The sequence below is a fragment of the Kutzneria sp. 744 genome (assembly GCF_000568255.1).
Classification (GTDB): domain Bacteria; phylum Actinomycetota; class Actinomycetes; order Mycobacteriales; family Pseudonocardiaceae; genus Kutzneria.
The window spans coordinates 847,220-871,646 of the sequence record NZ_KK037166.1; the positions used below are offsets into that span (position 1 = coordinate 847,220).

Annotated in this window: 16 protein-coding genes and 1 pseudogene; 3 read left to right on the top strand and 14 right to left on the bottom strand. The window is 69.8% G+C overall.

Annotated elements, in window-relative coordinates:
* The 8 genes and pseudogenes from KUTG_RS60685 to KUTG_RS03685 form a co-directional block, all read right to left on the bottom strand.
* The coding region (locus KUTG_RS60685) for a hypothetical protein (RefSeq protein WP_043714891.1) at window positions 1-367 on the bottom strand (367 nt) is incomplete at its 3' end.
* Window positions 368-399: 32 nt separating this feature from the next.
* A complete protein-coding gene (locus tag KUTG_RS03660; protein WP_043714893.1) occupies window positions 400-2,385 on the bottom strand; it encodes a beta-galactosidase in 1,986 nt (661 codons plus the stop codon).
* Window positions 2,382-3,899 carry a glycoside hydrolase family 31 protein gene (locus KUTG_RS03665; protein WP_232240641.1) on the bottom strand — a complete coding sequence of 506 codons (1,518 nt, stop codon included), beginning with the start codon at window positions 3,897-3,899 and terminating at the stop codon, window positions 2,382-2,384. The genes KUTG_RS03660 and KUTG_RS03665 overlap by 4 nt, the downstream gene beginning before the upstream one ends.
* Window positions 3,900-4,187 (bottom strand): annotated as a pseudogene (locus KUTG_RS65915) (hypothetical protein); the annotation flags it as partial.
* A 413-nt stretch (window positions 4,188-4,600) separates the two neighbouring features.
* Window positions 4,601-5,623: a LacI family DNA-binding transcriptional regulator gene (locus KUTG_RS03670; RefSeq protein WP_043714895.1), complete on the bottom strand. Its 1,023-nt coding sequence runs from the start codon at window positions 5,621-5,623 to the stop codon at window positions 4,601-4,603.
* 24 nt (window positions 5,624-5,647) lie between these two features.
* Entirely contained in the window at window positions 5,648-6,601 is a 954-nt protein-coding gene (locus KUTG_RS03675; protein ID WP_157494309.1) for a carbohydrate ABC transporter permease, read from the bottom strand.
* A 2-nt stretch (window positions 6,602-6,603) separates the two neighbouring features.
* Window positions 6,604-7,545, bottom strand: a complete 942-nt coding sequence (locus tag KUTG_RS03680; RefSeq protein ID WP_084580976.1) for an ABC transporter permease — start codon at window positions 7,543-7,545, stop codon at window positions 6,604-6,606.
* Between the two features lie 11 nt (window positions 7,546-7,556).
* A complete protein-coding gene (locus tag KUTG_RS03685) occupies window positions 7,557-9,236 on the bottom strand; it encodes an ABC transporter substrate-binding protein (protein ID WP_043714898.1) in 1,680 nt (559 codons plus the stop codon).
* Window positions 9,237-9,427: 191 nt separating this feature from the next.
* Between KUTG_RS03685 and KUTG_RS03690 the strand changes: the two genes are divergently transcribed.
* The gene (locus KUTG_RS03690) at window positions 9,428-12,214 is read left to right on the top strand and encodes a glycoside hydrolase family 3 protein (RefSeq protein WP_063753477.1); all 2,787 of its coding nucleotides are present in this window, start codon (window positions 9,428-9,430) and stop codon (window positions 12,212-12,214) included.
* Between the two features lie 14 nt (window positions 12,215-12,228).
* Window positions 12,229-13,203: an acetylxylan esterase gene (locus KUTG_RS03695; protein WP_304413662.1), complete on the top strand. Its 975-nt coding sequence runs from the start codon at window positions 12,229-12,231 to the stop codon at window positions 13,201-13,203.
* A gap of 49 nt (window positions 13,204-13,252) precedes the next feature.
* Here the strand turns inward: KUTG_RS03695 and KUTG_RS03700 are convergent, their stop codons facing one another.
* From KUTG_RS03700 to KUTG_RS03715, 4 genes are all read right to left on the bottom strand, one after another.
* On the bottom strand, window positions 13,253-14,272 hold the full coding sequence (locus KUTG_RS03700; RefSeq protein WP_043728155.1) for a lytic polysaccharide monooxygenase auxiliary activity family 9 protein: 1,020 nt from the start codon (window positions 14,270-14,272) through the stop codon (window positions 13,253-13,255).
* A gap of 7 nt (window positions 14,273-14,279) precedes the next feature.
* Window positions 14,280-15,806: a cellulase family glycosylhydrolase gene (locus KUTG_RS03705; protein ID WP_043714903.1), complete on the bottom strand. Its 1,527-nt coding sequence runs from the start codon at window positions 15,804-15,806 to the stop codon at window positions 14,280-14,282.
* 7 nt (window positions 15,807-15,813) lie between these two features.
* The gene (locus KUTG_RS03710) at window positions 15,814-18,717 is read right to left on the bottom strand and encodes a glycoside hydrolase family 48 protein (protein ID WP_043714905.1); all 2,904 of its coding nucleotides are present in this window, start codon (window positions 18,715-18,717) and stop codon (window positions 15,814-15,816) included.
* 66 nt (window positions 18,718-18,783) lie between these two features.
* Window positions 18,784-20,577 carry a glycoside hydrolase family 6 protein gene (locus KUTG_RS03715; protein ID WP_052393874.1) on the bottom strand — a complete coding sequence of 598 codons (1,794 nt, stop codon included), beginning with the start codon at window positions 20,575-20,577 and terminating at the stop codon, window positions 18,784-18,786.
* 265 nt (window positions 20,578-20,842) lie between these two features.
* On the opposite strand from KUTG_RS03715, the gene KUTG_RS03720 reads away from it, so the two are divergent.
* The gene (locus KUTG_RS03720) at window positions 20,843-22,270 is read left to right on the top strand and encodes a cellulase family glycosylhydrolase (protein ID WP_084578858.1); all 1,428 of its coding nucleotides are present in this window, start codon (window positions 20,843-20,845) and stop codon (window positions 22,268-22,270) included.
* A gap of 42 nt (window positions 22,271-22,312) precedes the next feature.
* Here KUTG_RS03720 and KUTG_RS03725 read toward each other — a convergent pair whose 3' ends face one another.
* Together KUTG_RS03725 and KUTG_RS57950 are read right to left on the bottom strand one after the other, a co-directional pair.
* Window positions 22,313-23,743, bottom strand: a complete 1,431-nt coding sequence (locus KUTG_RS03725) for an endo-1,4-beta-xylanase (RefSeq protein WP_043714907.1) — start codon at window positions 23,741-23,743, stop codon at window positions 22,313-22,315.
* A gap of 33 nt (window positions 23,744-23,776) precedes the next feature.
* The gene (locus KUTG_RS57950) at window positions 23,777-24,427 is read right to left on the bottom strand and encodes a polysaccharide deacetylase family protein (protein WP_043714909.1); all 651 of its coding nucleotides are present in this window, start codon (window positions 24,425-24,427) and stop codon (window positions 23,777-23,779) included.

Here is a 24,427-nt window from a genome sequence, read left to right on the forward strand (position 1 = left end):
GCAGGGTGGACTCCCCCTCGTTGCGCAGCACGACCTCGCCGCGCAGCACGGGAATCCCGTCCGGGGACCGGAACACCACCTGCGCCGCCAGGCCCGTGAGCGGGTCGTGCAGATCGACCGTCAGCACATGCCAGTCGCCGTCACGGAAGGCGCTGTGCGTCCGGTACCGCAGCCGTGCGCCGATGGCCGTGTCCACCAGTCGATCGCTCGACCAGCGCCGCCCGTGGCCGGCCGCCGTGACCTCCACCAACGGCAGCGGCGCGGCGGCCTGTTCGCCTCCCGGCAGGCTGAGGCGCACGGCGTTGTCCTCGTCGATGCCGAGCTCGACTTCCAGGGCGTTGTGGCCCCAGTGGATCGTGTTGGTCACGGCAGCCTTTCTCGCGAGCCGGGCCGGAGAACTCAGGGCAGACGCAGCACGACGCAACCGCCGGGCGGCAGCTCATGCGCCGTCGCATCGGTGAGCAGGTCGTGGCCGGGCGCCGGCAGGGGCACGACATCGGCGGTGTGGTTGAGCACGATGAGCCACCGCCGGCCGTCCTGGGCGTGCCTGGTGACGGCTTCGACGCCGAACGGCAGGTCCGGCAGATCCGGCCCGACGCCGGTCCCGGCCAGCAGCCGGTCGACCAGCACGGCGTAGTTCGCGTCGTCGAGCCGGGTGGACAGGTACCAGCCGTGGCCGTCGCCGAAGCGATGCCGGGTGAGCGCCGCGCCGCCGGCCAGCATGCCGCCGGTGTACGTGGCGACGGCCTCCGCCCCGTCGAGGCGCACGGATTCGCTCCAGGCCGTGCCGTGCGAGCCGTCGGAGAGGACGACCTGCTCGCCACGGCCCAGAGGACGGTACTCATCGACGCGGATGCCCAACGCCGCACGCAGAGGCGCGGCGGGATAGCCACCGAGGCGGGCGTGCAGGCGGGCGTCGACAACGCCGCTGAAGTGCTGGACCAGCAACGTGCCGCCGCCGGCGACGTAGCGGCGCAGGTTTTCCGCGCTGGCATCGGAAAGCAGGAACAACGCCGGTGCCAGCACCAGTCGGTACCGGCTCAGTTCGTCGTCGGGACGGGCGAAATCCGTGGTGACGCCGGCATCCCACAGCGCTCGGTGCGCACGGCGCAGCGCGCCGAGGTAGTCGAGCTCCGCCGACGGCAGGCCGTCGCTGTTCATGGCCCACCACGAGTCGGAATCGTGCAGCACGGCCACTTCCGCCCGCACGGTCGACCCCGCCAGCTCCCCGAGCCGGCCGAGGGCCGAACCCAGCGCCGTCACCTCGCGGAAGATGCGGCTGTCCGCGCCGGCGTGCGGCACCATCGCCGAATGCCACATCTCGGCGCCGGCACGGGACTGCCGCCACTGGAAGAACAGCGCCCCGTCCGAGCCGTGCGCGACGTGGCCGAGGCTGTGCCGCAGGATCTCGCCCGGTTCCTTGGCCAGCACCCGATCGCCGGCGTAGACGGTGTTCGTGCCCTGTTCCATCAACAGCCACGGCCGGCCGCCGCCGAACGACCGGGCGCGGTCTCCCCCGAACGCGGTGTCGGCGGCCGCGTCGACGCCGGGCGCGATCGGATAGTGGTCGATGGTCACGACGTCGACCTCCCGGCCGAACGCCCACAGGTCGAGGTTCTGATAGCCGGGCACCATCAGGTTGGTGGTCACCGGCCGGTCGCTGTGGGCCCGGATGGCGTCGCGCTGGTCGACGTAGGCGGCGAGGGCCTCGTCGGACCAAAACCGGCTGAAGTCCAGTGTCTGCGCGGGATTGTGGTGCCACTGCGTCGCACGCGGCGGGAGCACCTGGTCCCAGCTCGTGTAGTGCTGGCTCCAGAAGGCCGTGCCCCACGCCTCGTTCAGCGCGTCGAGCGAGCCGTGTCGGGCGTGCAGCCACACGCGGAACGACGCCGCGACGTGGTCGCACCAGCACAGGGTCATGTACTCGTTGTGGACGTGCCACATCGCCACCGCGGGGTGGTCGCCGTAGCGCTCGGCCAGCGCCAGGGCGACCCGCCGGGCAGCGCCCCGGTAGGCCGGGGCGGCCAGGCAGTAGGTGTCACGGCTGCCGTGCACCAGCTTCGTGCCGTCGGAACTCACCGGCAGCGCGTCCGGGTGGGCCAGCGTGAACCACGGCGGCGGGGATGCCGTGGGCGTGGCGAGGTCGACGGCAATCCCGTTGGCGTGCAGGCGATCCAGGTGGGCGTCGAGCCAGCCGAAGTCGAAGTGGCCCTCCGTCGGCTCCAGCAGGGCCCAGGAGAAGACGCCGACCGTGGCCAGGTTGACCCCGGCCCGGCGCATCAGCTCGTCGTCCTCCTCCCACACGGCCTTGTCCCACTGCTCGGGGTTGTAGTCCCCGCCGAACGCCAGCCCGCCGAGCCGCCGCACCAGACGCCGCGTCGTCATGACTCCACCCGAATCGGCAGCCGGGCGTCATCGCGCAGGAACAACGGGATCCGGTCGATCGGAGCGGCCACGGTGACCATCTGGCCGCCCTCGTGCTCCGCCCCCGTCCACGCGTCCGTCCAACGCGCGCCACCGGGCAGATACACGGCCCGGTCCCGGACGCCGGCCGCCGTGACCGGCGCGACGAGCAGGTCGGGGCCGAGCAGGAAGGCGTCCTCGACGAGCCATGCCCCCGGGTCGTCCGGGAATTCCAGGAACAGCGGGCGCATCGGCGGAAGGCCGGTATCGGCGGCGGCCCGCATCTGGGCCATGACGTACGGCAGAAGGCGCTCGCGCAGCCTCATGTGCTCGGCGAGGATCTCGTAGGCCTCGTCGCCGTAGGACCAGACCTCGTTGGGCAGGCCGGTCATCGCCGGTTCGAGGACCTGGGACGGGCCGCGGAAGCCGTGCAGGCGGAACAGCGGGCAGAAGGTCCCGTACTGGAACCACCGCACCAGCACCTCGCGGTAGGCCGGGTCGTCCGGGTCGCCGCCATGGAAGCCGCCGATGTCCGTTGTCCACCAAGGGATCCCGGACATCATCACGTTCAGTCCGGCCTTGATCTGCGTGCGCAGCGACGCGAAGTCCGTGCCGATGTCGCCGGACCACAGCGCCGCCCCGTAGCGCTGCGCGCCGGCCCATGACGAGCGGTTGAGCGAGACGATCTCGGTCTCCCCCGCCGCCCGCAGGCCGTCGTGCACCATGCGGGCGTTCTCCCGCGGGTAGAGGTTGCCCACCTCCAGGCCGGGACCGGCGTGGTAGCGCAGGCCGTTCTGGTGGCCGGGCTTGAGTTCCGGCTCGGACGCGTCCAGCCAGAAGACCTTGACGCCGAGCTCGTGGTAGCCGCGGCGGATCTGCTCCCAGACGTAGTCCCGGGCCTCGGGGTTGGTGGCGTCGTAGAAGGCGACCTGCGCGGAGTAGGCGCCGAGGCCCTTGTCCGGCCAGTCGGCGTGCGCGACCGGACCGTACTCGGAGCCGATGAACAGGCCCCGGTCCAGCATCGGGTGGAAGTTGTCGCTACCCGGCGAGACCGACGGCCACACCGACACCATCAGCTTCACGCCCAGCTCGTCCAGCTCGCGGACCATGGCCGCCGGATCGGGCCATTCGGCCGGGTCGAAGCGCCACTCGCCCAGATGCGTCCAGTGGAAGAAGTCGCTGACGATCACCGACAGCGGCAGGCCGCGGCGCTTGTACTCGCGGGCTACCTCCAGCAGCTCCTCCTGCGTGCGGTAGCGCAGCTTGCACTGCCAGAACCCGGCCGCCCACTCGGGAAGCTCGGGGGCGTGGCCGGTCGCGTCGGCGTAGCGGCGGAGCACGTCGGCGGGCCGGCCGGCGGTGATCCAGTAGTCGATCTGGCGGGCGCTGTCGGCGACCCAGCGGGTGCCGGTCTCGGCCAGCTCCACGCGGCCGATGGCCGGCGAGTTCCACAGCAGCCCGTAGCCGCGGTCGGAAACCAGCAGCGGGATGGTCACTTCCCCGTTGCGCTGGACGAGGTCGACAACCGCGCCCTTCTGGTCGAGCCGGCCGTGGGTGTGCTGGCCCAGCCCGTACAGCCGCTCGCCGGGGTAGGCCTGGAAACGCTGTTCGAGGCGGTGGTAGCCGTTGCCGGTGGCGGTGGCCAGGCGGGGGCCGGGCCACCAGAAGTGGGCGGGCTGCTCGGCCAGCAGCTCACTGCCGTCCTCGGTGCGCAGGAAGGAAGTTCTGAGTCTAATGTGATGACCTATAATACCTAGGTTCGAAGCTAAGAAAACCAGCAGAATGAAAGTTTCATTCTACCACCCTTCCACTACTGCTTAGGTTGTGTGGCTTGAACTCGTGGATCGCACCGAACGTTGCGTACCCCTAGCAATATAGAAACGAGTGCTATCTTGCATACCCCCCCACTCGTGATAAGGCGCCGTTGGCCAGCGGCGTAGTGCTCGTTGACGGAGATCTCCGCCTTGCCGCCGTGCGGTGGGGCGGCCAGTAGGGCGCCGGGTAGGTCGTCGACGAGCGGTCCGCCGTAGGCGACCCGGACCCGGACGGCGTCGGGCCCCCAGGGCTCGATGCGCAGGGTCTCGCCGTGGGCCCGCCATTCGAGGGCGTCGCCGAGGTCGCGGAAGTGCATGTGGTGCTCCTTGTTCAGGGCGCGCGGAACCAGACCGTGCGCCCGGCACGGTCTTGCGGTGCGGCTCTAGCGCGGGGCGGGGCCGGTGCTCTCGCGGACGGTCAGGACGGGGGTGAGCAGGACGAGTTCGTCGCCGGGCCGGTCGCCGCGGCCGGCGGCGGCGATCCGGCCCAGCACCTGTTCGACGGCGACGCGGCCGAGTTGCTTGGTCGGCCCGGTCACCGCGGTGAGCCGGGGCGAGTACTGCTCCGCCAGCTGCTCCGGGCACAGCGCCACCACCGAGGCGTCCTCCGGCACCGTGCGGCCCATTCCGCGCAGCAGGTTGAGCAGTGGGCCGATCGCGCCTTCGTTCTGCACCACGAAACCGGTGGTGTCCGGACGGTCGGCCAGGATCCGGGCCAGCGTGCCGGCCGTGCTCTCGTAGGTGCCCTCGCAGGACCGGTGCAGGAACCGCAGGCCGCGCTGATCGGCCCGGGTGCGGAAGCCGGTCAGCGTGCGCTCGGCGTAGCCGGCATGCCGGTGGTAGACGCCCGCGCCGTAGCCGATGAACGCGATCTCGCGGTGGCCGAGGTCGGCCAGGTGATCCGCGCACAGCGCGCCCGCGGCGGTGAAGTCGTGGTCCACACAGGAAAGGCCGGCCGTGTTGTCGGGCAGTCCGATGAGCGCGGCCTGCGTGCCCTGGGCCCGTAATGCCGGAATGCGCTCGTCGTCCAGCTCGACGTCCATCAGGATCACGCCGTCGGCCAGCCCGCTGGCCGCGACCCGCCGCACCCCGTCGACGCCCTCGTCGTTGGTGATCAGCAGCACGTCGTAGCCGTGCCGGCGGGCCGCCATGGTGACCGAGATGGCGATCTCCATCATGATCGGCACGTACACGTCCGCACGCAGCGGCACCACCAGGGCGACGATGTGCGAGCGGCGGGCGGCCAGCGCGCGAGCGCCGGCGTTGGGGTGGTAGCCCAGCTCGATGACGGACTGCTCGACCCGGCGGCGGGTCTGCTCGGAGATCGAGCGCTTGCCGCTGAGCACGTAGCTGACGGTGCTGGCCGAGACGCCCGCGTGCTTGGCCACATCGGCGAGTGTCGCCATCGGTGGTGCTCCTGCTTCCTCGGGTCAGCCTTTGATCGCGCCGGTGAGCACACCGGCGCGGAAGTGCTTCTGCACGAATGGATACACGATCAGCAGCGGCACCAGGGTCAACACCACCACCGCCATCTGCAGCGACAGCGGCGCGGTCTGGGCGTGGGTGCTGCCGAAACCGGAGTTGACCGAGCCCGGCAGCCCGTTGCCGCGGTTGACGAACGTCAGCAGCACGTACTGCAGCGGCCACTTGGCGCTGTCGGTCGGCATGTACAGCATCACGTTGAAGAAGGAGTTCCAGTAGCCGACCGCGTAGAACAGCGCGATCACCGCGGTCACCGCCCGCGAGGTCGGCAGCACCACCGACCACAGGATCCGCCACTCCCCCGCGCCGTCCATCCGCGCCGCGTCGACCAGGTCGGCCGAGGTGCTCGAGTAGAACGACCGCAGCACCAGGATGTTGAACACGGAGACGGCGCTGGGCAGGATCAGCGCCCACCACTGGTCGTAGCCGCCGAGGCCGGTCACCACCAGGAAACTGGGGATCAGGCCACCGCTGACGAACATGGTGACGATCAGCAGGAACAACAGGAACCGGTGCCCCAGCGAGCGGGGCCGGGACAGGCCGTAGGCGCACAGCACCGACACCGCCATCGACACCAGGGTGCCGACCAGGGTGATACCCAGGCTGACCAGCAGCGATGTGCGCACGGTCGGATCGCCGAGCATCTCCCGGTACGGCTCCAGCGTCAGCCCGTCCGGCCAGATCACCAGGCCACCGGCGCGATTGACCGCGCCCGGCGTGGACAGGCTGGTCACCACGATGATCCACAGCGGCACCACGACCACCGCCAGCATCGTGCCGAGGGTCAGCCCCTTGGCGGCCTGGCCGACCGTGGTCGGCGGTTCCTCCCACGGCGCCCGGTTCCCGCGCCGCGCCACGGCCCGGGGCGCGGCGGACGTCGTCGGACCGCGTTCGATCGTCATCGTCATTTTCGGTACAACCCGTCCTCGCCGAAGGCGTGCGCCAGCTTGTTCGCGCCCCAGATGAGCAGCAGCGAGATGATGCTCTTGAACAGACCCGCCGCCGCGCCGTAGCTGTAGTTGCCGGTGGCGATGCCGTAGTAGAAGGAGAAGGTGTCCAGCACGTCGGCCGCGTCGTGGCCCACGGCGTCGCGCTGGACGAGGAACTGCTCGAAGCCCACCGACAGGGCGTTGCCCAGCCGCAGCACCAGCATCAGCACGACCACGCCGCGCAGGCCCGGCAGGGTGATGTGCCACATCCGCCGCCACCGCCCCGCCCCGTCCGCCGCGGCCGCCTCGTACAGGTCGGTGTTGATCGCGGCCAGCGCGGCCAGGAACACGATGATGCTCCAGCCGGCTTCCTTCCAGATCGCCTGGGAGGTGACCAGCAGCGCGAAGGTGTGCGGGTTGGTCATGACATCCCAGGTGCCGATGTCGTGGCCACGCAGGAACTGGTTGAGCACGCCGGCGCCGCCCAGCATCTGCTGGAAGATCGTGATGGCCAGCACCCACGAGAAGAAGTGCGGCAGGTAGACCACGGACTGCACGAAGTTGCGCAGCCGCTCGGACAGCACCGAGTTGAGCAGCAGGGCCAGCGCGATGGGGATCGGGAAGAACAGCACCAGCTGCACGAAGCTCAGGTAGAGCGTGTTGACCGTCGACTCCCAGAACAGCGGGTCGCCGAGCAGCTGGCCGAACTGCTCCAGCCCGACCCAGCCGCTGTGCCACACGCCGATCAGCGGGTCGTACTCCTGGAACGCCGTCACCAGCCCGAAAAGCGGCGCGTAGTTGAACACCAGCAGCAGCACGACCGCGGGCACGGTCATCAGCAGCAGCGACCGGTCGCGCCGCAGCCGGGTCAGCCGGCTCAACCGCGGCCGGCCGGTGCTCATCGGACCGGAGCTCATCGAGCTGGTGCTCACTGGCCCGTGCCGTACTTGTTCAGCACGTTGTCGGTCATCCACTGCTTGAGCCGGTCGCCGCCGCTGGACTTCCAGGTGCTGATGGCCGCCTGCACGTCCGAGACCTTCTTCTTGCCGTGGTAGCAGTCCTTCACGGTGTCCTCGACGGCCTGCGCCGCGTCGGCGGTGGACGCCCACTGCGGCATGGTGATGTTCATGTTCCAGAACACCGGCTTGGTCAAGGCCTTCACGTTGGCGATCTGCCAGGAGGTGTAGTCCTTGGTGACGACGTCGCCGCCCGGGTTGCTGACCACCGCCGACGGCGAGGCCAGGAACGGGAAGGTCTGGGCCTGCACGTCCTTCTTGCCCTCGTCGGTGGCCGTCGGCACGCCGTTCTGCCGGGTGTAGTGCTGCCCCTCCACCCCGAAGTTGACCATCGTGTACTCGGCGGTGCCGTAGGGCGCGGCCAGGTAGTTCGCGACCGCCAGCAGCTCCTCGATCTGCGCCGGCTTCAGGTTCGCGTTCAGGTAGCTGATCTCGCTGGTGGACGCGCCGAGGAAGATGCGCGGCGCGGACTTCCCGTCGGCGGCGAGCGCGTTGAACGCGCCGCGGCGGTAGTTCGGGTTCGCGGCGACGCCGGACTGGTGGTCGGCCAGGTTCCACGCGCCGGCGCCGCCGCCCCCGATCAGCGTCTTGCCGGCATAGAAACGGGTGACGGCGTTCGCGTTGTCGCCGGCGATCGCGTCCGGGTGCAGGTACCCGGACGTCGCCAGCGTGTAGTGCCACTCCATCGCGTCCAGGAACGCCGGCATCTCGTACTTGTGCACCAGCTTGCCGCCGTCGACCGCCCACTTCAGCGGGAGGTTCCACGACGGAAACATGTACGTCCACACGTCGTCGAAGGCCCACACGCCGGCCTTGGCGTTGGTGAGCTCCTTGCCCAGGTTCATCAGGTCGGCCGCGGAGCGCACCTGGTCGGCGGTGATGCCCTTGGCCTCCAGCACATCGCGGCGGTGGAAGACGACACCGGCGACGGCGAAGCCGCTGGAGAACGATGGGATGCCGTACAGCTTGTCGCCCCACGCGCCGGCCCGCCACGCGCCGCTGGGAATCGCCGCCAGGTTCGGGTACTTCTTGACCTTGTCGCCGGCCAGGTACGGCGTCAGGTCAGCCAGCTGCGTGCCGGCCAGCTCGCCGACGTTGAAGTTCGGGTTCCACCAGCTCGGCAGCTGGATCCAGTCCGGCAGCTTCCGGGCCGCGGTCATGGTCGGGATGATCGTGGCGTAGTTGTTGCCGTCGGCCGGCTTCATCGCGAGGGTGACGCCCAGCGCCGCGTTCATGGCCTGGTAGAAGGAGTTGTCGGCGGTCGGCACGGTGCCCCACAGCGGCGTGACCGCGGTGTAGCTGCCGCCCTTGCCCGGCTTGCCGGAGACGGTGGCGACCGGGTTGGCCGGGTAGCTGAGGAAGCCGGGATCGGTCAGCACGTCCGGTCCGCCCGCCACCGACGGGATGTCCGGCTTGACCGGCGTGTTCGGCACGTAGGCGGGCAGCGCGGCCTTCAGGCCGGCCTCGCTGTTCGCGCCGGTGGTCTGCTGCGCGCCGTCGCCACAGGCGGACAGCAGCGGCGTCGCCGCCGCGGTCCCCGCGATGGCGGCGGCGGCACCCAGGAAGTGTCTGCGGCTCAACTCGTTACCCATGGTGGCGGCGATCCTTCTGCGTTGAAGTGTCGAAGCGCTTGAATTGACGGTGAGACTAGCGACACACATCCGCGTTCGACAACCATTTCGATGAGTCCGAAAAACCCACTACCAGCGGCGTTGACAGCGTCGCGGCCGCATGTCACGGTTCGAACCGCTTAAATTCCGGTTTGCGACGAGGGGTTTGCCACGTGAGTTCCCCGGCCGTGCCCACTACCGACCGCCTGCTTTTCCGTGACTCGGCGCTACCGCTGGACAAGCGCATCGACGATCTCGTCGACCGGCTCACGCCCGACGAGCGGATCGCGATGCTCCACCAGTACGCGCCGGCGGTGCCCCGGCTCGGGCTCGGTGCGTTCCGCACCGGGACCGAGGCCCTGCACGGCGTCGCCTGGCTCGGACCGGCGACGGTGTTCCCGCAGGCCGTGGGCCTGGGCGCGACGTGGGACGAGGAGCTGCTGCGCGCCGTCGCCGAAGCCGTGTCGGTCGAGCAGCGGGCCTTCCACCACCACCGCCCACCCCTGGTCGGCGACGGGCCGCACAGCCTGCAGGCATGGGCGCCGGTGGTGAACCTGCTGCGTGACCCGCGCTGGGGACGCAACGAAGAGGGCTACTCCGAGGATCCGGTGCACACCGCGCGCCTGGCGATCGCCTACTGCCGCGGCCTCACCGGTGACGACCCGCGGTACCTGCGCACCGCGCCGGTGCTCAAGCACTTCCTGGCCTACAACAACGAGGACGACCGCTGCACCACCTCCTCCGGCGTGCGGCCGCGGGTGCTGCACGAGTACGACCTCGCCGCCTTCCGGCCGGTGGTCGAATCCGGTGCGGCCACCGGCGCCATGGCCGCGTACAACCTGGTCAACGGGCGCCCCTGCCACGTCACCCCGCTCATCGAGACCCTCCGCGGCTGGGCCGACCAGGAGCTGTTCGTGGTCAGCGACGCCGAGGCGCCGTCCAACCTGGTCGACCCGGAGCACTACTTCGACGACCACGCCGAGTCCCACGCCGCCGCGCTCAAGGCCGGCATCGACAGCTTCACCGACCACGGCGACGACAGCGGCGTGCCGATCGGCCGGCTGCGTGAGGCGTTGCGGCGCGGCCTGATCGACGAGTCCGATGTGGACCGAGCCGTGCGGCGACAGCTGTCGATCCGGTTCCGGCTCGGCGAGTTCGACCCGGACCTCGACCCGTACGCGGGCATCGGGCCGGAGGTGATCGACTGCGCCGAGCACCGGGACCTGGCCCGGCGGTCGACGGTCGAATCCATCGTGCTGCTGCGCAACGACGGCCTGCTGCCCCTTGCCGCGCCACGGGTCGCGGTGATCGGCCCACTCGCGGACATGCTGTGCGAGGACTGGTACAGCGGCACCCTGCCGTACCGGATCACCGTGGCCGACGGCCTGCGCGCGGAGCTCGACGATGTGTCCTGTGTGGACGGATCGGACCGGATCACGTTGCGGTCGAGCACGTCCGGCGAGCCGCTCGGCACCTTCGACGTCGTCGACTGGGGCGGTGAGGCCCTGACCCTGCGCGACGCCGACACGGGCCGCTACCTGAGCCTGCGGGACGACTCCACGCTCGCCGCCGACAAGGAGCTGCTCAAGAGCTGGGAGGTGCGCGAAACCTTCCGTCTGGAGCGGGATGGCGACGCCGTGTTGCTGCGCAGTGTCCTCACTGGACGCTATGCCGCCGTGGACGGCGACGGCCGGGTCACCGTCACGGCCGAGACGCCGGCGGACGCCGAGCGCTGGCACCGTGAACTGCTGCGCGACGGCATCGCGGAGGCACGGGCCGCGGCGGAGGCGGCCGATGTCGCGGTGGTCGTGCTGGGCAACCACCCGCTCGTCAACGGCCGCGAGACGCAGGACCGCGCGGGGATCGCCCTGCCCGCGGGCCAGGAGGCGCTGCTGCGCGCCGTCGCCGAGGTCCGCCCGGAAACGGCGCTGGTCGTGATGAGCAGCTACCCCTTCGCCCTGGACTGGGCACACGAGCACCTGCCCGCCGTGGTGTGGATGTCCCACGGCGGGCAGGAATCAGGCAGCGCGCTGGCCGCCGTCCTGCTGGGCCAGGCCGACCCGGCCGGCCGGCTGCCGCAGACCTGGTACCGGGGCGACGACGAGCTCCCGGACTCCCTCGACTACGACATCGTCAAGGCGGGCTGGACGTACCAGTACCACCGGGCAACCCCGCTGTATCCCTTCGGCCACGGTCTGTCCTACACCGACTTCGCCTACCGCGAGCTCCGCCTGTCCAGCGAAGTCATGGGGCAGCACGGTTCCGTGGACGTCGCGGTGACGCTGGCCAACGCCGGTTCCCGGGCCGGCAGCGAGGTGGTCCAGCTCTACGTCCGTGCCCTGGATGCCCGCTACCAGGCGCCGCACCTGCGACTGGCCGACTTCCGCAAGGTCCGGCTCGACCCCGGCCAGAGCCGCGAGCTGACCTTCCACCTGCCGGCCGAGGCGCTGGCCCACTGGGACGTCGCCACCAACGCCTTCACGGCCGATCCCGGCGGGTACGAGGTGCTGGTCGCCCGTTCCGCCGGTGATGTCGTGCTCACCGCGCCGCTCGCGGTGAGCGGCCCGGCTCCCGGGCCCCGGCGTGTCGTGGATCGCCGCATCCTGGGCGTCGACTTCGACGACTACGCGGACATCACCATCGTCGACGCCACTCGCGAAACCGGCGACGCGGTCGCCGGAGCCGGGACGCTGTGGTTCCACTCCACCGATCTGTCCGACGCAGTCCGGGTCGAGGCCGAGGTCAGCCGGGAGAACGCCGGCTCGGGCCTGGCCTGCCTGGAATTCCGCATCGGCGACCGGCTCGTGGCGGAGATCGAGGTGCCGGTGACCGGCGGCCGCTACGCATGGTCGACCGTGGCCGCCGAGCTGCCGGCGCCGCTGGCCGGCGTCCACGATCTCCGACTGACCCTGCACGGTGACTTCCGCCTCACCGCCTTCCGGTTCACTTCGGCCAGCTGAGGAACTCAATGCCTTTGACCGACTCCCCTCTCGACGGACTCGTGGACTACCGCCCCACGATCCCGGCGCCGCGGGATTTCGATGGCTTCTGGAACCGCACGCTCGCCGAGGCGCGTGCCCACGGCGGGGCCGTCAAAGCCGACCGGGTCACCGACCAGCATCGGCTGCGCACCGTCGAGGTGGACGACGTGCATTTCCCGGGCTGGAACGGCGAACCAGTGGCGGCATGGCTGCTGCGCCCCCGCGACGCGAACGGTCCGCTGCCGGTCGTCGTCACGTGCATCGGCTACAGCGGCGGCCGCGGGCTGCCGACCGACCACCTGCTGTGGTCCGCCGCCGGGTACGCCCAGCTCGTCGTCGACAGCCGCGGACAGGGGCACGACACCCCGGACCGCGGCGAGGGCGACGGCACGCAGTGGGCCGGGGGCTTCATGACCCGCGGCATCGACTCCCCCGACCACTACTACTACCGGCGCCTGATGACCGACTGCGTCCGCGCCGTGGACGCAGTCCCGCAACTGCCGGGCCTGGATTCGGATCGGGTGATCATCGCGGGCGGCAGCCAGGGCGGCGGTCTCGCACTGGCCGTCGCCGGGTTGGCGCCGGACCGCGTGGCCGCGGTGATGCCGGATGTGCCGTTCCTGTGCCACTTCCGCCATGCGGTGGAGATCACCGGCGAAGGGCCGTATGTGGAACTGGCCAAGTACCTGCGTTGGCACAGCCGGCACAATGTGGTGCCGGCCTTCGCCACACTGTCCTATTTCGACGGTGTGCACTTCGCGGCGCGGGCGACGGCGCCGGCGCTGTTCAGCGTCGGCCTGATGGACCCGATCTGCCCGCCCTCCACCGTCTACGCCGCCTTCAACAACTACACGGGCGCGGATCGCACCATGACCGTCTGGCCCTTCGCCGACCACGGTGGCGGCTATGGCTCCAACCCGGCCACGCAGCTGGCCTGGCTGCACGACCGGGGCCTGAATCCGAAGTGACAGCGTCGAGGTGACGCCCCCGGCCGGGGTGCCGGGGGCGTCGGTCTCGTCACGGCGAGGAGCAGTTCACCGTGGGCTGAGCGGGATTGGACCCGGTCACGTTCATGGTGAGCCCGAACGTGGTCGAGCCGTCGGCCGGCACGGTCCGGTTCCAGTCCGCGTTGCGGACCACCGTGAGCGAGCCGGCCTGCGTCATCGTCCCGTTCCACACGCTGCCCACCGTCTGCCCCGCCGGCTGCGTCCAGCTGACGGTCCAGCCGTTGATCGGCGCGGTGCCGTGGTTCATCACCTGGACGGTGGCCTGGTAGCCGCCGCTCCACTGGTTGGTGATGTCGAACTCGGCCATGCAGCCGTGGTCGCCGTCGCCGGGCGGCGGTGGCGGTGGCGCGTCCTTGACGCCGGTGACCTCGCCGTGCCCGCCGTCGAAGGTGACGTCCGAGCAGCCGTAGAAGGTCTCGGTGCTGTCGGACCGCTTCCACACCGAGTAGATGATGTGCCGGCCGGTCTTGTTCGCCGGCAGGGCCCCGGACCAGTCGTACTGGCCGTTCACGGTGCCGACCTGCCCGGTCACCGGCGGGTGGTCGACGCTGAGGAACGGCTGGTCCTCCAACTCGTCCCAGGTCAGCGGCTTGCTCGGATCCCAGCCGTCCTTGGTGACGTAGGTGTAGAACCAGCCGGGATGGGCCGCCCAGGCGTTGTAGGCGAAGTCGAAGTTCGCGCCGGCCGTGAGATGGGTGATCGGCCAGTCGCCGACCTGGTCGAAGCCGGCGTAGTTGGGGTTGCCGCCGCTGCACAGCTTGCCGTCGGGGATGAAGCCGCGGGTGCGGCCGGCCCCGTCGGAACGCAGCACGGCGAACCAGTTGTACAGGGAGTTCGCGCCGCTGACGGACACGGCCGCCGAGCAGGCGGGGTTCTGCGGCACGATCTGGCCGGTCGAGCTGAGCCCGTCCTGCCAGCACAGGAACGTGCGGCTGCCCGGTTTCATCATCGCGCCGTGCGCCGAGGCGGGTCCCGCCCCCAGCAGCACCAGGCCCAGGCTCGCCGCCAGCACGGCGAGCGACTTCCACATCTTCACGTCAGTTCACCTCGCAGGTGGTGCCGTCGACGGCGTAACCGGTCGGTTGTGCCGAGGAGGATCCGTTGGCCTGGAAGCCGATCGACGCGCTGGCCCCGGCGGCCAGGGTCGGCGCCCACGCCGGGGCCTTCGCGGTGACGGTCGGGCCGCTCTGGCTCACCGTCGCGTTCCAGCCGTTGACGATCTGCACGCCGCCGGGCTCGGTCCAGGCCAGGCTCCAGTTGGTCAGCGGCGAACTGCCGGTGTCCTTCAGCGTGACGGTGGCGTTGAAGCCGGTGCTCCAACTGCTGTCCACGTGATAGGCCACCGTGCAGGAGGCCGGTGGCGGCGGCGGGGTGGAGCCGCCTCCGCCCCCGACCGGCGGAATCAGGTACGGCTGGAGGATCGACTGCTTGTTCTGGTCGACGGTCTTCCAGTCGTCTTTCAGGATCCCGCCGGTGTCGCCGGAGTCCGGGTTCCACGACCAGTACGTGAAGCTCATCCCGGTCGGCCCGGTTCCCATGTACGCCAACAGGTTCTGCAGCCACACCTTGTCCTTCGGATCGGACAGGGTGCTGCCGAACTCGCCGACGAGCACCGGCGCGATGTGCTGCTTGACCAGGTAGCCGAAGAAGTGGTCCCACAGCGCCGGCATGTTCGCCGGGAACGTCGGGTCGTCGAACCAGGTCTGATGGAACACCGACGTGGCGTACTCGTGCGCCGAGTAGACCAGCTTGTCCGGTTTGGACAGTCGAACGGGGTACTGGGCGGCGGCCGAGAGGTTGCCGCCCCACCAGCCGCACTGCGGATCGCCCGTGCCGGACACGCAGTCGATGCCCTCGACGATGATCAGCACGTCCGGGTTGACCGCGAGGATGGCGTTGCCGCCCCGCTCGGCGGCCAGCCGCCAGTCCGTGGCGGTGGCGCCGCACCCCCAGCAGGCGCCGCCACCACCCTGGATCGTGTGCGGCTCGTTGTGCAGATCCATGCCGACCACGGTCGGATTTCCCTTGTACCGCTGGGCGAGCATGGTCCAGTCGGAGAGCCAGCGGCTCTCCGGGTACTGCGCGGTGTACCACAGCGGCGACTGCGCACCGCTGTCCGGACGGTGCTGGTCGAGCACCACCCGCATGCCCTTGCGGCCGATGTAGTCGATCACCTTGTCCAGGACCTGGATGCCGGACAGGCCGATCAGCTCCGGGTTGGAGTTGGCGTCGATGCTGTTGGGCGTGGAGCCGGGGTCGAACAGCTGGTCGGAGTACGGCACCCGGACGGTGTTGTAGCCCAGGGACGCCATCTGGTCGACCATGTCCTTGTAGTTGCGCGACCACAGGCCGTGGAAGGTGTAGTTGGCGGTCTCCGCGCCGAACCAGTTCAGGCCGGTCATCCGGACCGGCGCGCCGGTCGAGTCGACGATCTGCGAGCCGACCGTGTGGTAGTAGCCACTACCGGTGCCGGCATCAGTGCTGCTGGGCGCCGCTGGGGCCGGGCTCACCGTGACGACGGCGAGCCCGACCGCGGCGGCGACGGCAGCGAGCCATCGCTTCATGCCTACCTCATCCGAACAGTTCGACGTGGACGGCGAACGCGGTCGCGATGTCCGACTGCGCCCAGAACCGGTGGTAGGTGAACGTGGGCGCGGGCCCGCCGTTCAGGTAGGACTGGACCTTGGACCAGTCCGGGTCGTTCTTGTAGAAGGACCGGATCGACAGGAACGTGGAGTTCGAGTTGATCGGGTCGCCGTTGGGCATCGTCCCGGTCCAGCCCGGCGGCACGTACAGGCCCTGGTCCGCGGCCGCGTCGTAGGTGTCGTCGAAGCGGTTGTAGTCGGTGCGGGTCTCGGGCACCGCGATGCCCAGGCTGTCCTCGTGCGCGGTCAGCGCCGTCAGCAGCCCTTCGGCCACGGTCCTCGACTTCGTGTCACCGGAGCCGGCCGCGTAGTACATCAGCGTCTTGGCCAGCGAACCGGCCACACCGACGTCCTGGGTGTAGTTCTTCACGGCCACGTGCAGCCCGGTGTTGCCGCCCGGGCTGGTGGCGTTCCACGTGTCCGGGGCGCCGGTCCAGGTCAGGTCGGACGGGATCTGGAACGAGCCCCCGGCGCCGACGGTGGTGTTGGCGATCGCCCACGGCACCCACTTGTCCAGCACCTTCTTGGCCCGCGGGTCCTTCGTCGTCTGGTAGTACTCGGCGACCCGCTCCATGCCCCAGGTCTGGAAGCCGAACCACTGGTTGCTCGGCGGGTCGTGCCAGACCGGCTGCTGGTCGTAGTACATGCCGTAGAAGGTCGGGTCGCCGGACGGCGGCGTGCCGTACTGGCCGTCCCAGCTGTTGGTGGCGCCACCGGCGATGCCGCCCTCGCTGGACTGCAGCCACTGCAGGAACTCCAGCTGCCGGCCCAGGCTGGTCGCCCAGTCGCTGGAGCCGGTCGCCGACAGCGGCTTCAGACCCGGGTCGGTCGACAGCGCGTACGCCGCCAGGGGGTTCTGGTAGCCCTGATGCGCCGCGCCGTCGCCGATCCGCCACGCCCACGCGTTGGAGGTGTCGGCCGAGCCGCCCCAGGCGTAGTACCAGGAGATCAGGTAGTGCTCGCTGTCCTTGCCGCTGCCGGCCGGGCAGGTGCTCGGGCCGACGCAGTTGCCGATCTTCTTGAAGTACTTGTCGAACAGCGAGTAGCGCAGGTAGTCGCCCATCTTGGACGCCTTCTTGACGACGTCGGCGACGGCCGAGGACTTGCCCTGGGCCTTGGCCCACTGCTCGGCCTGGTAGGCCACCTGCACGGCGCGGGCGTCGGCGTCCGGCGCGTCGGTGTACTTCCACTGCTTGGCGTAGCTGGAATCCCCGGTGAACAGGTCCAGATAGCCGTTCTTGCCACCGTACTTCATCATGTCGCAGGACGGCTGCGTGACGGTCTCCCACACGGACTCCTGCGAGCCGCGCTGGAAGGTGTTGATGAAGGCCGGCGTGGTGTTGGTGCCGTCCTCGCAGTGGCCGAAGCCGTAGATGTTGTCCACGTCGAACAGCCAGTGCATGCCGTAGACACTGCTGGTGCCGTAGGTGGACTTCAGCTCGCCGGCGATCGGGTCGCTGCCGACCGCCACACCGGACTGCAGCTGCGACGGGTACTTGGTCGGGCTCGGGTACTCCGCCGCGTAGGTCGCCGGCTTGCTGGCGTTGTAGCCGGAGTTGGTCGGCTGGTCGGCGTCCGACGGGATGGCGAAGGTCTCCAGCGAGGTCCAGGCCGCGTTGAACGGGGCCCAGTCCTGGGTGATCCGGCCGTAGGAGGCCTCCAGCCACAGGTAGTAGCTGAACGCCTCGGAGGTGGTCTCGTGCCCGTAGTCCGGGGCCTCCACCATCAGCGTCTCCACCGAGTGGTAGGGCACCAGCAGGTTGCCGAACTTGCGGAAGTAGCCGCTGTTCGGATCCTTGATCTTGTTGTACTCCTTGAGGAACTCCACCTGATAGTCCGAAGTGGACTTCGAGACCTCGGTCACGGTGACCGTGCCGGCCGCGTACCCGGTGGACGTCGCGGTGAACACCGCGGAGCCGAGGTCGCCCCCGTTGTCGGCCGAGGTGACGGTGACGTTCTGCGCGGTCTGCCAGTTCGACGGCGTGAACGTCAGGCTGCTCGGGGACGCGGTGAGGTCGGCGCTGCCGGAGGTCCTGGCGACGCCGACCGTGACGTTGCCGGTCGGGGCGCTGGCCAGGCTCACGCCGAAGGTGGCCGTCGAGCCCTGTTTGACGTTGACCGCCGCCGGCGAGGCCACGATCGTCGGTCCGGACAACACCTTCACCGACACCGGGCTGCTGGAGGTCGACGCGCCCTTGTCGTCATACGCCTTGGCGGTGATGGAATACGTGCCGGCGGGCACGGTCGTCCAGCTGCCGGCGTACGGCGCGGTGGTGTCGGTGGCCAGCAGCGTGTCGCCGGCGTAGAACTCGACCTTGCTGATCGTGCCGTCGCTGTCCGACGCCGTGGCGGCCAGCGGAATCGTCGCCGGCGCGTTGTAGGAGTCGGTGGACTTCGGCGAGGTCAGCGACACCGTCGGGGCCTGGTTCGCCCCGGTGCACGCGGTGCCGTTCACGGCGAAGTCCGTGGGCGGCCGGTTGGCCGAGCCCTTGCTGGCGTTGAAGCCGAAGGACGTGGACGCACCCGTCGGCAGGTTTCCGTTGTAGCTCAGGCTGTTCGCCGTGACCTTGGCGCCGGACTGGGTGACCGTGGCGTTCCAGCCCTGCTGGATCTGCTGGCCGTCCAGGAACGTCCAGCCCAGCGACCAGCTGGTCAGCGCCGGGCCGTTGTTGGTCAGTGCGACGTTGGCGGTGAAGCCGTTGGACCAGTCGTTGGTGGTGTAGACGACCGTGCAGGCCACGGCCGCCGCGTTGGCGGGGGTTGTCGGGGTGATCATGGCGGCGATCAGCGCCGCCGCGGTGCCGAGGGCGACCCGCAGTCGTCGACGCATGCGCAGGGATTCCTTTCCGGGAATGGAAACTCCCGCCCCGGGGGCCGCCCGGGGCGGGAGCGGTCTCTACTGCACGGGCGGATAGGCGTTGGTCACCAGTTGCGCGAACTGGTCCTGGAACCAGTGCCCGGACAGCGGCGCGTTGGGCAGGGCCCCGGTCAGGTTGCCGCCGTTGGCCTGCTGGCTGCCGTGGAACGTCGGGTCGCACATCGGGTCCGCGCCCTTGCCCTCGTCGTTCGGGATCGACGTGCTGGCCCCGTCCGACTCACCCGGCGGCTTGATCCACACGTAGGCGTCGAAGTGCGGCGCGGGGCTGGCGGTGGGTCGCTGGCCGAGGCCGGCGCCGTCCTGGTTGCACCAGTTGCCGCGGGCCAGCCGCCGGTCGATCCGGCCGGAGTTGACGTAGGAGTCCACGGTGGACCCGCTGGCGCCGGTCGGCCGGGCCGAGCCGCCCCAGCCGTTGCGGGAGGTGTCGATCAGCATGCCGATGCTGCTGGGCATGCCGGCCGCCACGAACGCGTTGTACATCGCGGTGTCGTAGTGGGACTCGTCGAAGTACGGGTTCCACTGGTAGAAGGTGGCCGACTTGAGCGGCTGCCCGCCGACGGTCAGGTTCGGGTCGGTCAGGTACGGCTCGGTCACCGGCGTGTCGTTGGCGGTGTCGCTGATGAAGCCGTCCACGCTGTTCACACCGGCCGTGGTGCCCCTGATGGTCTGCGTGATCAGGTTGACCGCCGGCTGAAGGTTGCTGTCCCAGCCCAGCCAGGCCGAGTGCGCGATGTCGATGTAGTTGTAGACGTTGTTGACCGCGTGCAGCTTGTTCAGCGCGTACTGGATGCCCTGCACGTAGGCGCCGCTGGACTGGGCCTCCGCGCACTTGGCCATCGACGTGTTCGTGACCAGGTTGGGCAGCGAGTCCGGCTCGACGATGGCCACGATGCGCAGGGCGGCGTACTTCGGGTCGGCCATGATCGCGGCGATCGGGTCGATGTACTGCGACTTGTACTTGTTCAGACCGTCCTGGGTGACCTGGAGTTCGCCGTTGGACGCCAGGGCCGCGCAGTCACGGTCGGGCAGGTCGTAGATCACGAACTGGGCGACCACCGGAGTGCCGCCGGTGGCCTGCGCGAGCGCCGCGTCCAGGTGGGCCCGCAGTCCGCGCTGGTTGGCGGTGCCGGCGATGGCCGCGATCCGGTCCAGCCACACCGCCGTGGAGGTGGTGGCCACCTTGGCCATCTTGCCGCCGAGCGTGCCGCCCGTGGTCGCCGCGGCGGCGGTGACCTCGCCCGACCAGTCCGGGTTCACGTAGCCCTTCGCGCCGGCGTAGGGGTTGTCGACGTGGGTTCCGGGCGGCGGCGGGTTGCCGGTCGTCGTGGTGGTTGTCGTGGTGGTGGTTGTTGTCGTCGTCGTGGTGGGTGGCGCGGTTCCCGTGCAGGTGGTCCCGTTGAGCGTGAAGGAGGCAGGGGCGGCGTTCGTGCCGGAGTAGGCGGCGTTGAAGCCGAACGTCGCGGACGCGCCGGTGGCCAGGGACTTCGCCCAATCCGGGCCGACGGCGGTGACGTGCTGGCCGGACTGCGTGACGGTGGCGCTCCAGCCCTGTTGCACCTGCTGGTTGCCGGCGAAGTCCCAGCCGACGGTCCAGCCGTTGCCGATCGCGTCGCCGAGGTTGGTGACGGTGACCGAGCCGGTGAACCCGGTGCTCCACTGGTTGACCGAGTAGTCGACCTTGCAGGCGGTCGCGGCCGCGGCCGCGCCGCCGGTGGCGACCAGGAAGCCCGCGGTGAGTCCGAGTGCCGTGAGCGCGGACAGTCCGGAGATCAGGCGGGTGCGACGGGAGCCGGGTGATGCGGTTGCAGGCATGTGCGGAGTACTCCTCGCGGCGTTGAGGGAGTGCTGACCGATCGCTCTGGAAGCGCTTCCAGTCGGAGCCGACTGTAACGAGCAAGCAACCTGATCGCCAGATTCCGAGCTCACATTCACCACACATACCGCAGACTTCCGTCATTCGTCGGCCCCATTTTACGCCGTACGGCCGAGATTCGTTTACAGCCAGTCGTGCCAGCGTTACGCTCTCGCTACTCTGGAAGCGCTCCCAGTCGGTGTCCCCTGCCACCGAGGAGCAACAATGCGATTGGGCACCACCGCGACAACCCTGCTCGCCGCGACCTTCGCACTGGTCGGCATCTCCGCGCCGACCGCCGGCGCCGACGGCACGCCTGCCTGCAAGGTCGACTACACCGTCAACGACTGGGGCGCCGGCTTCACCGCCTCGGTGACCATCGGCAACCTCGGCGGCTCGCCGATCAACGGCTGGCGGCTGACCTACTCCTACGCCGGCAACCAGACCCTCCAGCAGGGCTGGAACGGCACGTGGTCACAGTCCGGCCAGGCGGTCACGGTGGCCGGCCTGCCCTGGAACGCGACCGTGCCGCCGAGCGGCTCGGTCACCACCGGCGCGAACTTCGCCTACAGCGGCAGCAACGCCGAACCGACCGACTTCGCCGTCAACGGCAGCCCCTGCAACGGAACCGCCCCTCCCCCACCGCCCGACGGTCCCGCCCCGGCGCTACAGGTGTCCGGCAACCACTTCGTGGACGCCGACGGGAAGACCGTGACGCTGCACGGCGTCAACCGGTCCGGCGCCGAGTTCGCGTGCGTGCAGGGCAACGGCATCTTCGACGGGCCGGTGGACGCGGCGTCGGTCGCGGCCATCAAGAGCTGGCACGCCAACGCCGTGCGGGTGCCGCTCAACGAGGACTGCTGGCTGGCGCTGTCCGACGTGAAGCCTCAGTACGCCGGGGCGACGTACCAGAAGGCGATCAAGGACTATGTGAACCTGTTGCACCAGAACGGGTTGGCCGCGATCGTCGAGCTGCACTGGACCCATGGCCAGTACACCGGCAACTCCGCCGGCTGCTCGGACGTCAACGCCACCTGCCAGAAGCCGATGCCGGACGCGCAGTACGCGCCGACGTTCTGGAGCCAGGTCGCGACGGCCTTCAAGGGCGACGACTCCACGGTGTTCGACCTGTTCAACGAGCCGTACCCGGACCGCGCCACCGCCAACGGCTGGACCTGCCTGCGCGACGGCGGAACCTGCCCGGGCATCACCTACTCCGTCGCCGGCACCCAGTCCCTGGTCAACGCCGTGCGGGCGGCGGGCGCCGACAATGTGATCATGGTGGGCGGCCTGGCGTACACCAACGACCTCTCCCAGTGGCTGACCTACGCGCCCACCGACCCGCGGCACAACCTGGCCGCGTCCTGGCACTCCTACAACTTCAACACCTGCTCGTCGTCGTCCTGCTGGGACAGCCAGATCGCGCCGGTGGCGGCCCAGGTGCCGCTGGTCGCCGGCGAGATCGGCGAGAACGACTGCGGTCACTCCTATGTGGATGGTCTGATGAGCTGGCTGGACCGGCACGCCGCCTCCTACCTGGCGTGGACCTGGAACACCTGGGACTGCTCGACCGGTCCGGCGCTGATCACCTCGTACGACGGCACGCCCACGGCGTTCGGCGCGGGCATCCGGGCCCACTTCGCCTCGTTCTGAGCTGGACCGGCCCCGACCGCGACGGTCGGGGCCGGATCCCGTTCAGGCGCAGCGAGTTCCGTTCAGGGTGAAGTCGCCGGGCGCGGAGGTGTTGCCGGTGTGAGTGGCCTGGAAACCGAACGAGACGGAGGCCCCGGGGGCCACGGACCCGTTGTAGCCCACGTTCTTCGCGGTCACCTGGCCGCCGGCCGGGCTGATCGTGGCGTTCCACGCCGAGGTGACCGTCTGGCCCCCGGCCAGGGTGAAGGCCAACGACCAGCCGTTGATCGCCGCGGTGCCGGTGTTGGTGACCGTGACGCTCTCGGTGAGGCCGGTGTTCCAGGCGTTCACCGAATCCGTGACCGTGCACGTGGAGTTCGGCGGTGGCGAGGTCGTCGTGGTGGTTGTCGTCGTTGTCGTCGTTGTCGTCGTTGTCGTCGTTGTCGTCGTTGTCGTGGTCGAGCCACCGAGGGCGGTCGACGTCGCATCGTAGGCCGGCTTGGGCTGGTAGTTGTTGTCGTACATGGTCGCAGCGCCCTGACCCGGGAAGGTCCCGGGGATCCACGAGTCGGCGTCACCGACGCCCCACTGGGACACGCCGACACAGCGGCTGACCGCGAGGCAGTTGTTCACCACGGCCGCGTAGTCGGTGGCCTGCTGGGCCAGGGTGCCGCTGTTGGCCGGCAGCTGGATGCGATCGTCCAGCTCGGTCACGGCGACGTCGAGGCCCAGCGCGGTGAAGCGCTGCATGTTGGCCCGCATGCTCGACGGCACCTGGCCGACGATGAAGTGGCTCTCCAGCCCCACGCCGTCGATCGGCACGCCTTGGGACTTCAACTGCGACACCAGCCGGTACATGGCGTCGCTCTTGGCGTTCTGGCCCTCGATGTTGTAGTCGTTCAGGTACAGCTTGGCATTCGGGTCGGCGGCATGCGCGGTGCGCAACGCGTCGGCGAGGTAGCCGCTGCCCATCGCGTTGGAGAAAGCGTCGGCGCGCAGGCTGCCGTCCTCGTTGAACGGCTCGTTGACCACGTCCCAGGCGTAGACCTTGCCCTTGTAGTGAGTGGCCTCGGTGGTGATGTGCGCCTCCATCGCGCCCTGCACCTGGTTGCTCGGCAGGCTGCTGACCCAGCCCGGCAACTGGCTGTGCCACACCAGGTTGTGCCCGCGCACCCGCATGCCGTGCGACTGTGCGAAGGAGACGATCTGGTCGCCCGGCCCGAAGTTGTAGCTGCCGTTGGACGGTTCGGTGGTGTCCCACTTCATCTCGTTGCCGGGCGTGACCATGTCGAACTGGGCGCCGGCCACGGCGGTGAGGGTGCCGTTGCTCAGGTTGGACTGGGTGAGCGCGGTGCCGAAGTAGATCCCCTTGGCCTCGGCCAGGGTTTTGAGTCCGGTGCCGGCCGCGCCGGCCGGGTCGGTCACGCCGGCGAGCAGCAGCCCGCCGACGGCCAGCACGGCGGTGGCGGCGAGCACATTGCTGGTTCTGGACACAGTGGTCCCCTCATGCGTGGCGGGATGACGTGGTTATGGGGCGACGGCGCGGCCGGTCTGCGGCGAGATCCGCCCGGCGCACAGGCCACGGCTGGTGAGTCCCTGCGCGATACGGGGAATCGCGGCGAGGGTGTTGGCGGGCCACTCGTGCATCAGGATGATCTGCCCGTTGGTCAGCCGGGCGTTGGCCTGCACGATGGCGTCGACGCTCGCGCCGTTCCAGTCCTGCGAGTCGACGTCCCAGATGATCTGCGTCAGGCCGTGGCTGGCCTCGACCGCCCGCAGCGTCGAGTTGGTTTCCCCGTACGGCGGACGGAACAGCGACGGCGTGCCGCCGCCGGCGGCGGCGATCGCCTGCTGCGTGCGGGAAAGCTCGCTGTCCATCTGCGCCTGGCTCTCCTGGGTCAGGTGCGGGTGGGTGTAGCTGTGGTTGCCGATCCACATGCCGGCCGCGGCCTCGGCGCGGACCTGCGCCGGGTAGGCGGCGGCGTACTGGCCCTCGTTGAACATCGTCGCCCGCAACCCGTTCTGTCGCAGGGCATTGAGGATCGCCGGGGTGTGAGCGTTCGACGGGCCGTCGTCGAAGGTCAGCCCGACATAGCCGGAGCAGGGCGCGGCGTGCGCGATTCCTGGGGTGAGCAAGGCGGTCAGGGCCGCCGCGAGCAGCAGCGTGGTCGTTCGCAT

What these genes read in the sequence shown, in the direction of transcription:
- KUTG_RS03710 (WP_043714905.1), bottom strand. Translation starts at nt 18,717, where the DNA reads ATGCGTCGACGACTGCGGGTCGCCCTCGGCACCGCGGCGGCGCTGATC.
- KUTG_RS57950 (WP_043714909.1), bottom strand. Translation starts at nt 24,427, where the DNA reads ATGCGAACGACCACGCTGCTGCTCGCGGCGGCCCTGACCGCCTTGCTC.
- KUTG_RS03705 (WP_043714903.1), bottom strand. Translation starts at nt 15,806, where the DNA reads ATGAAGCGATGGCTCGCTGCCGTCGCCGCCGCGGTCGGGCTCGCCGTC.
- KUTG_RS03715 (WP_052393874.1), bottom strand. Translation starts at nt 20,577, where the DNA reads ATGCCTGCAACCGCATCACCCGGCTCCCGTCGCACCCGCCTGATCTCC.
- KUTG_RS03685 (WP_043714898.1), bottom strand. Translation starts at nt 9,236, where the DNA reads ATGGGTAACGAGTTGAGCCGCAGACACTTCCTGGGTGCCGCCGCCGCC.
- KUTG_RS03680 (WP_084580976.1), bottom strand. Translation starts at nt 7,545, where the DNA reads ATGAGCTCCGGTCCGATGAGCACCGGCCGGCCGCGGTTGAGCCGGCTG.
- KUTG_RS03720 (WP_084578858.1), top strand. Translation starts at nt 20,843, where the DNA reads ATGCGATTGGGCACCACCGCGACAACCCTGCTCGCCGCGACCTTCGCA.
- KUTG_RS03660 (WP_043714893.1), bottom strand. Translation starts at nt 2,385, where the DNA reads ATGACGACGCGGCGTCTGGTGCGGCGGCTCGGCGGGCTGGCGTTCGGC.
- KUTG_RS03675 (WP_157494309.1), bottom strand. Translation starts at nt 6,601, where the DNA reads ATGACGATCGAACGCGGTCCGACGACGTCCGCCGCGCCCCGGGCCGTG.
- KUTG_RS03700 (WP_043728155.1), bottom strand. Translation starts at nt 14,272, where the DNA reads ATGTGGAAGTCGCTCGCCGTGCTGGCGGCGAGCCTGGGCCTGGTGCTG.
- KUTG_RS03670 (WP_043714895.1), bottom strand. Translation starts at nt 5,623, where the DNA reads ATGGCGACACTCGCCGATGTGGCCAAGCACGCGGGCGTCTCGGCCAGC.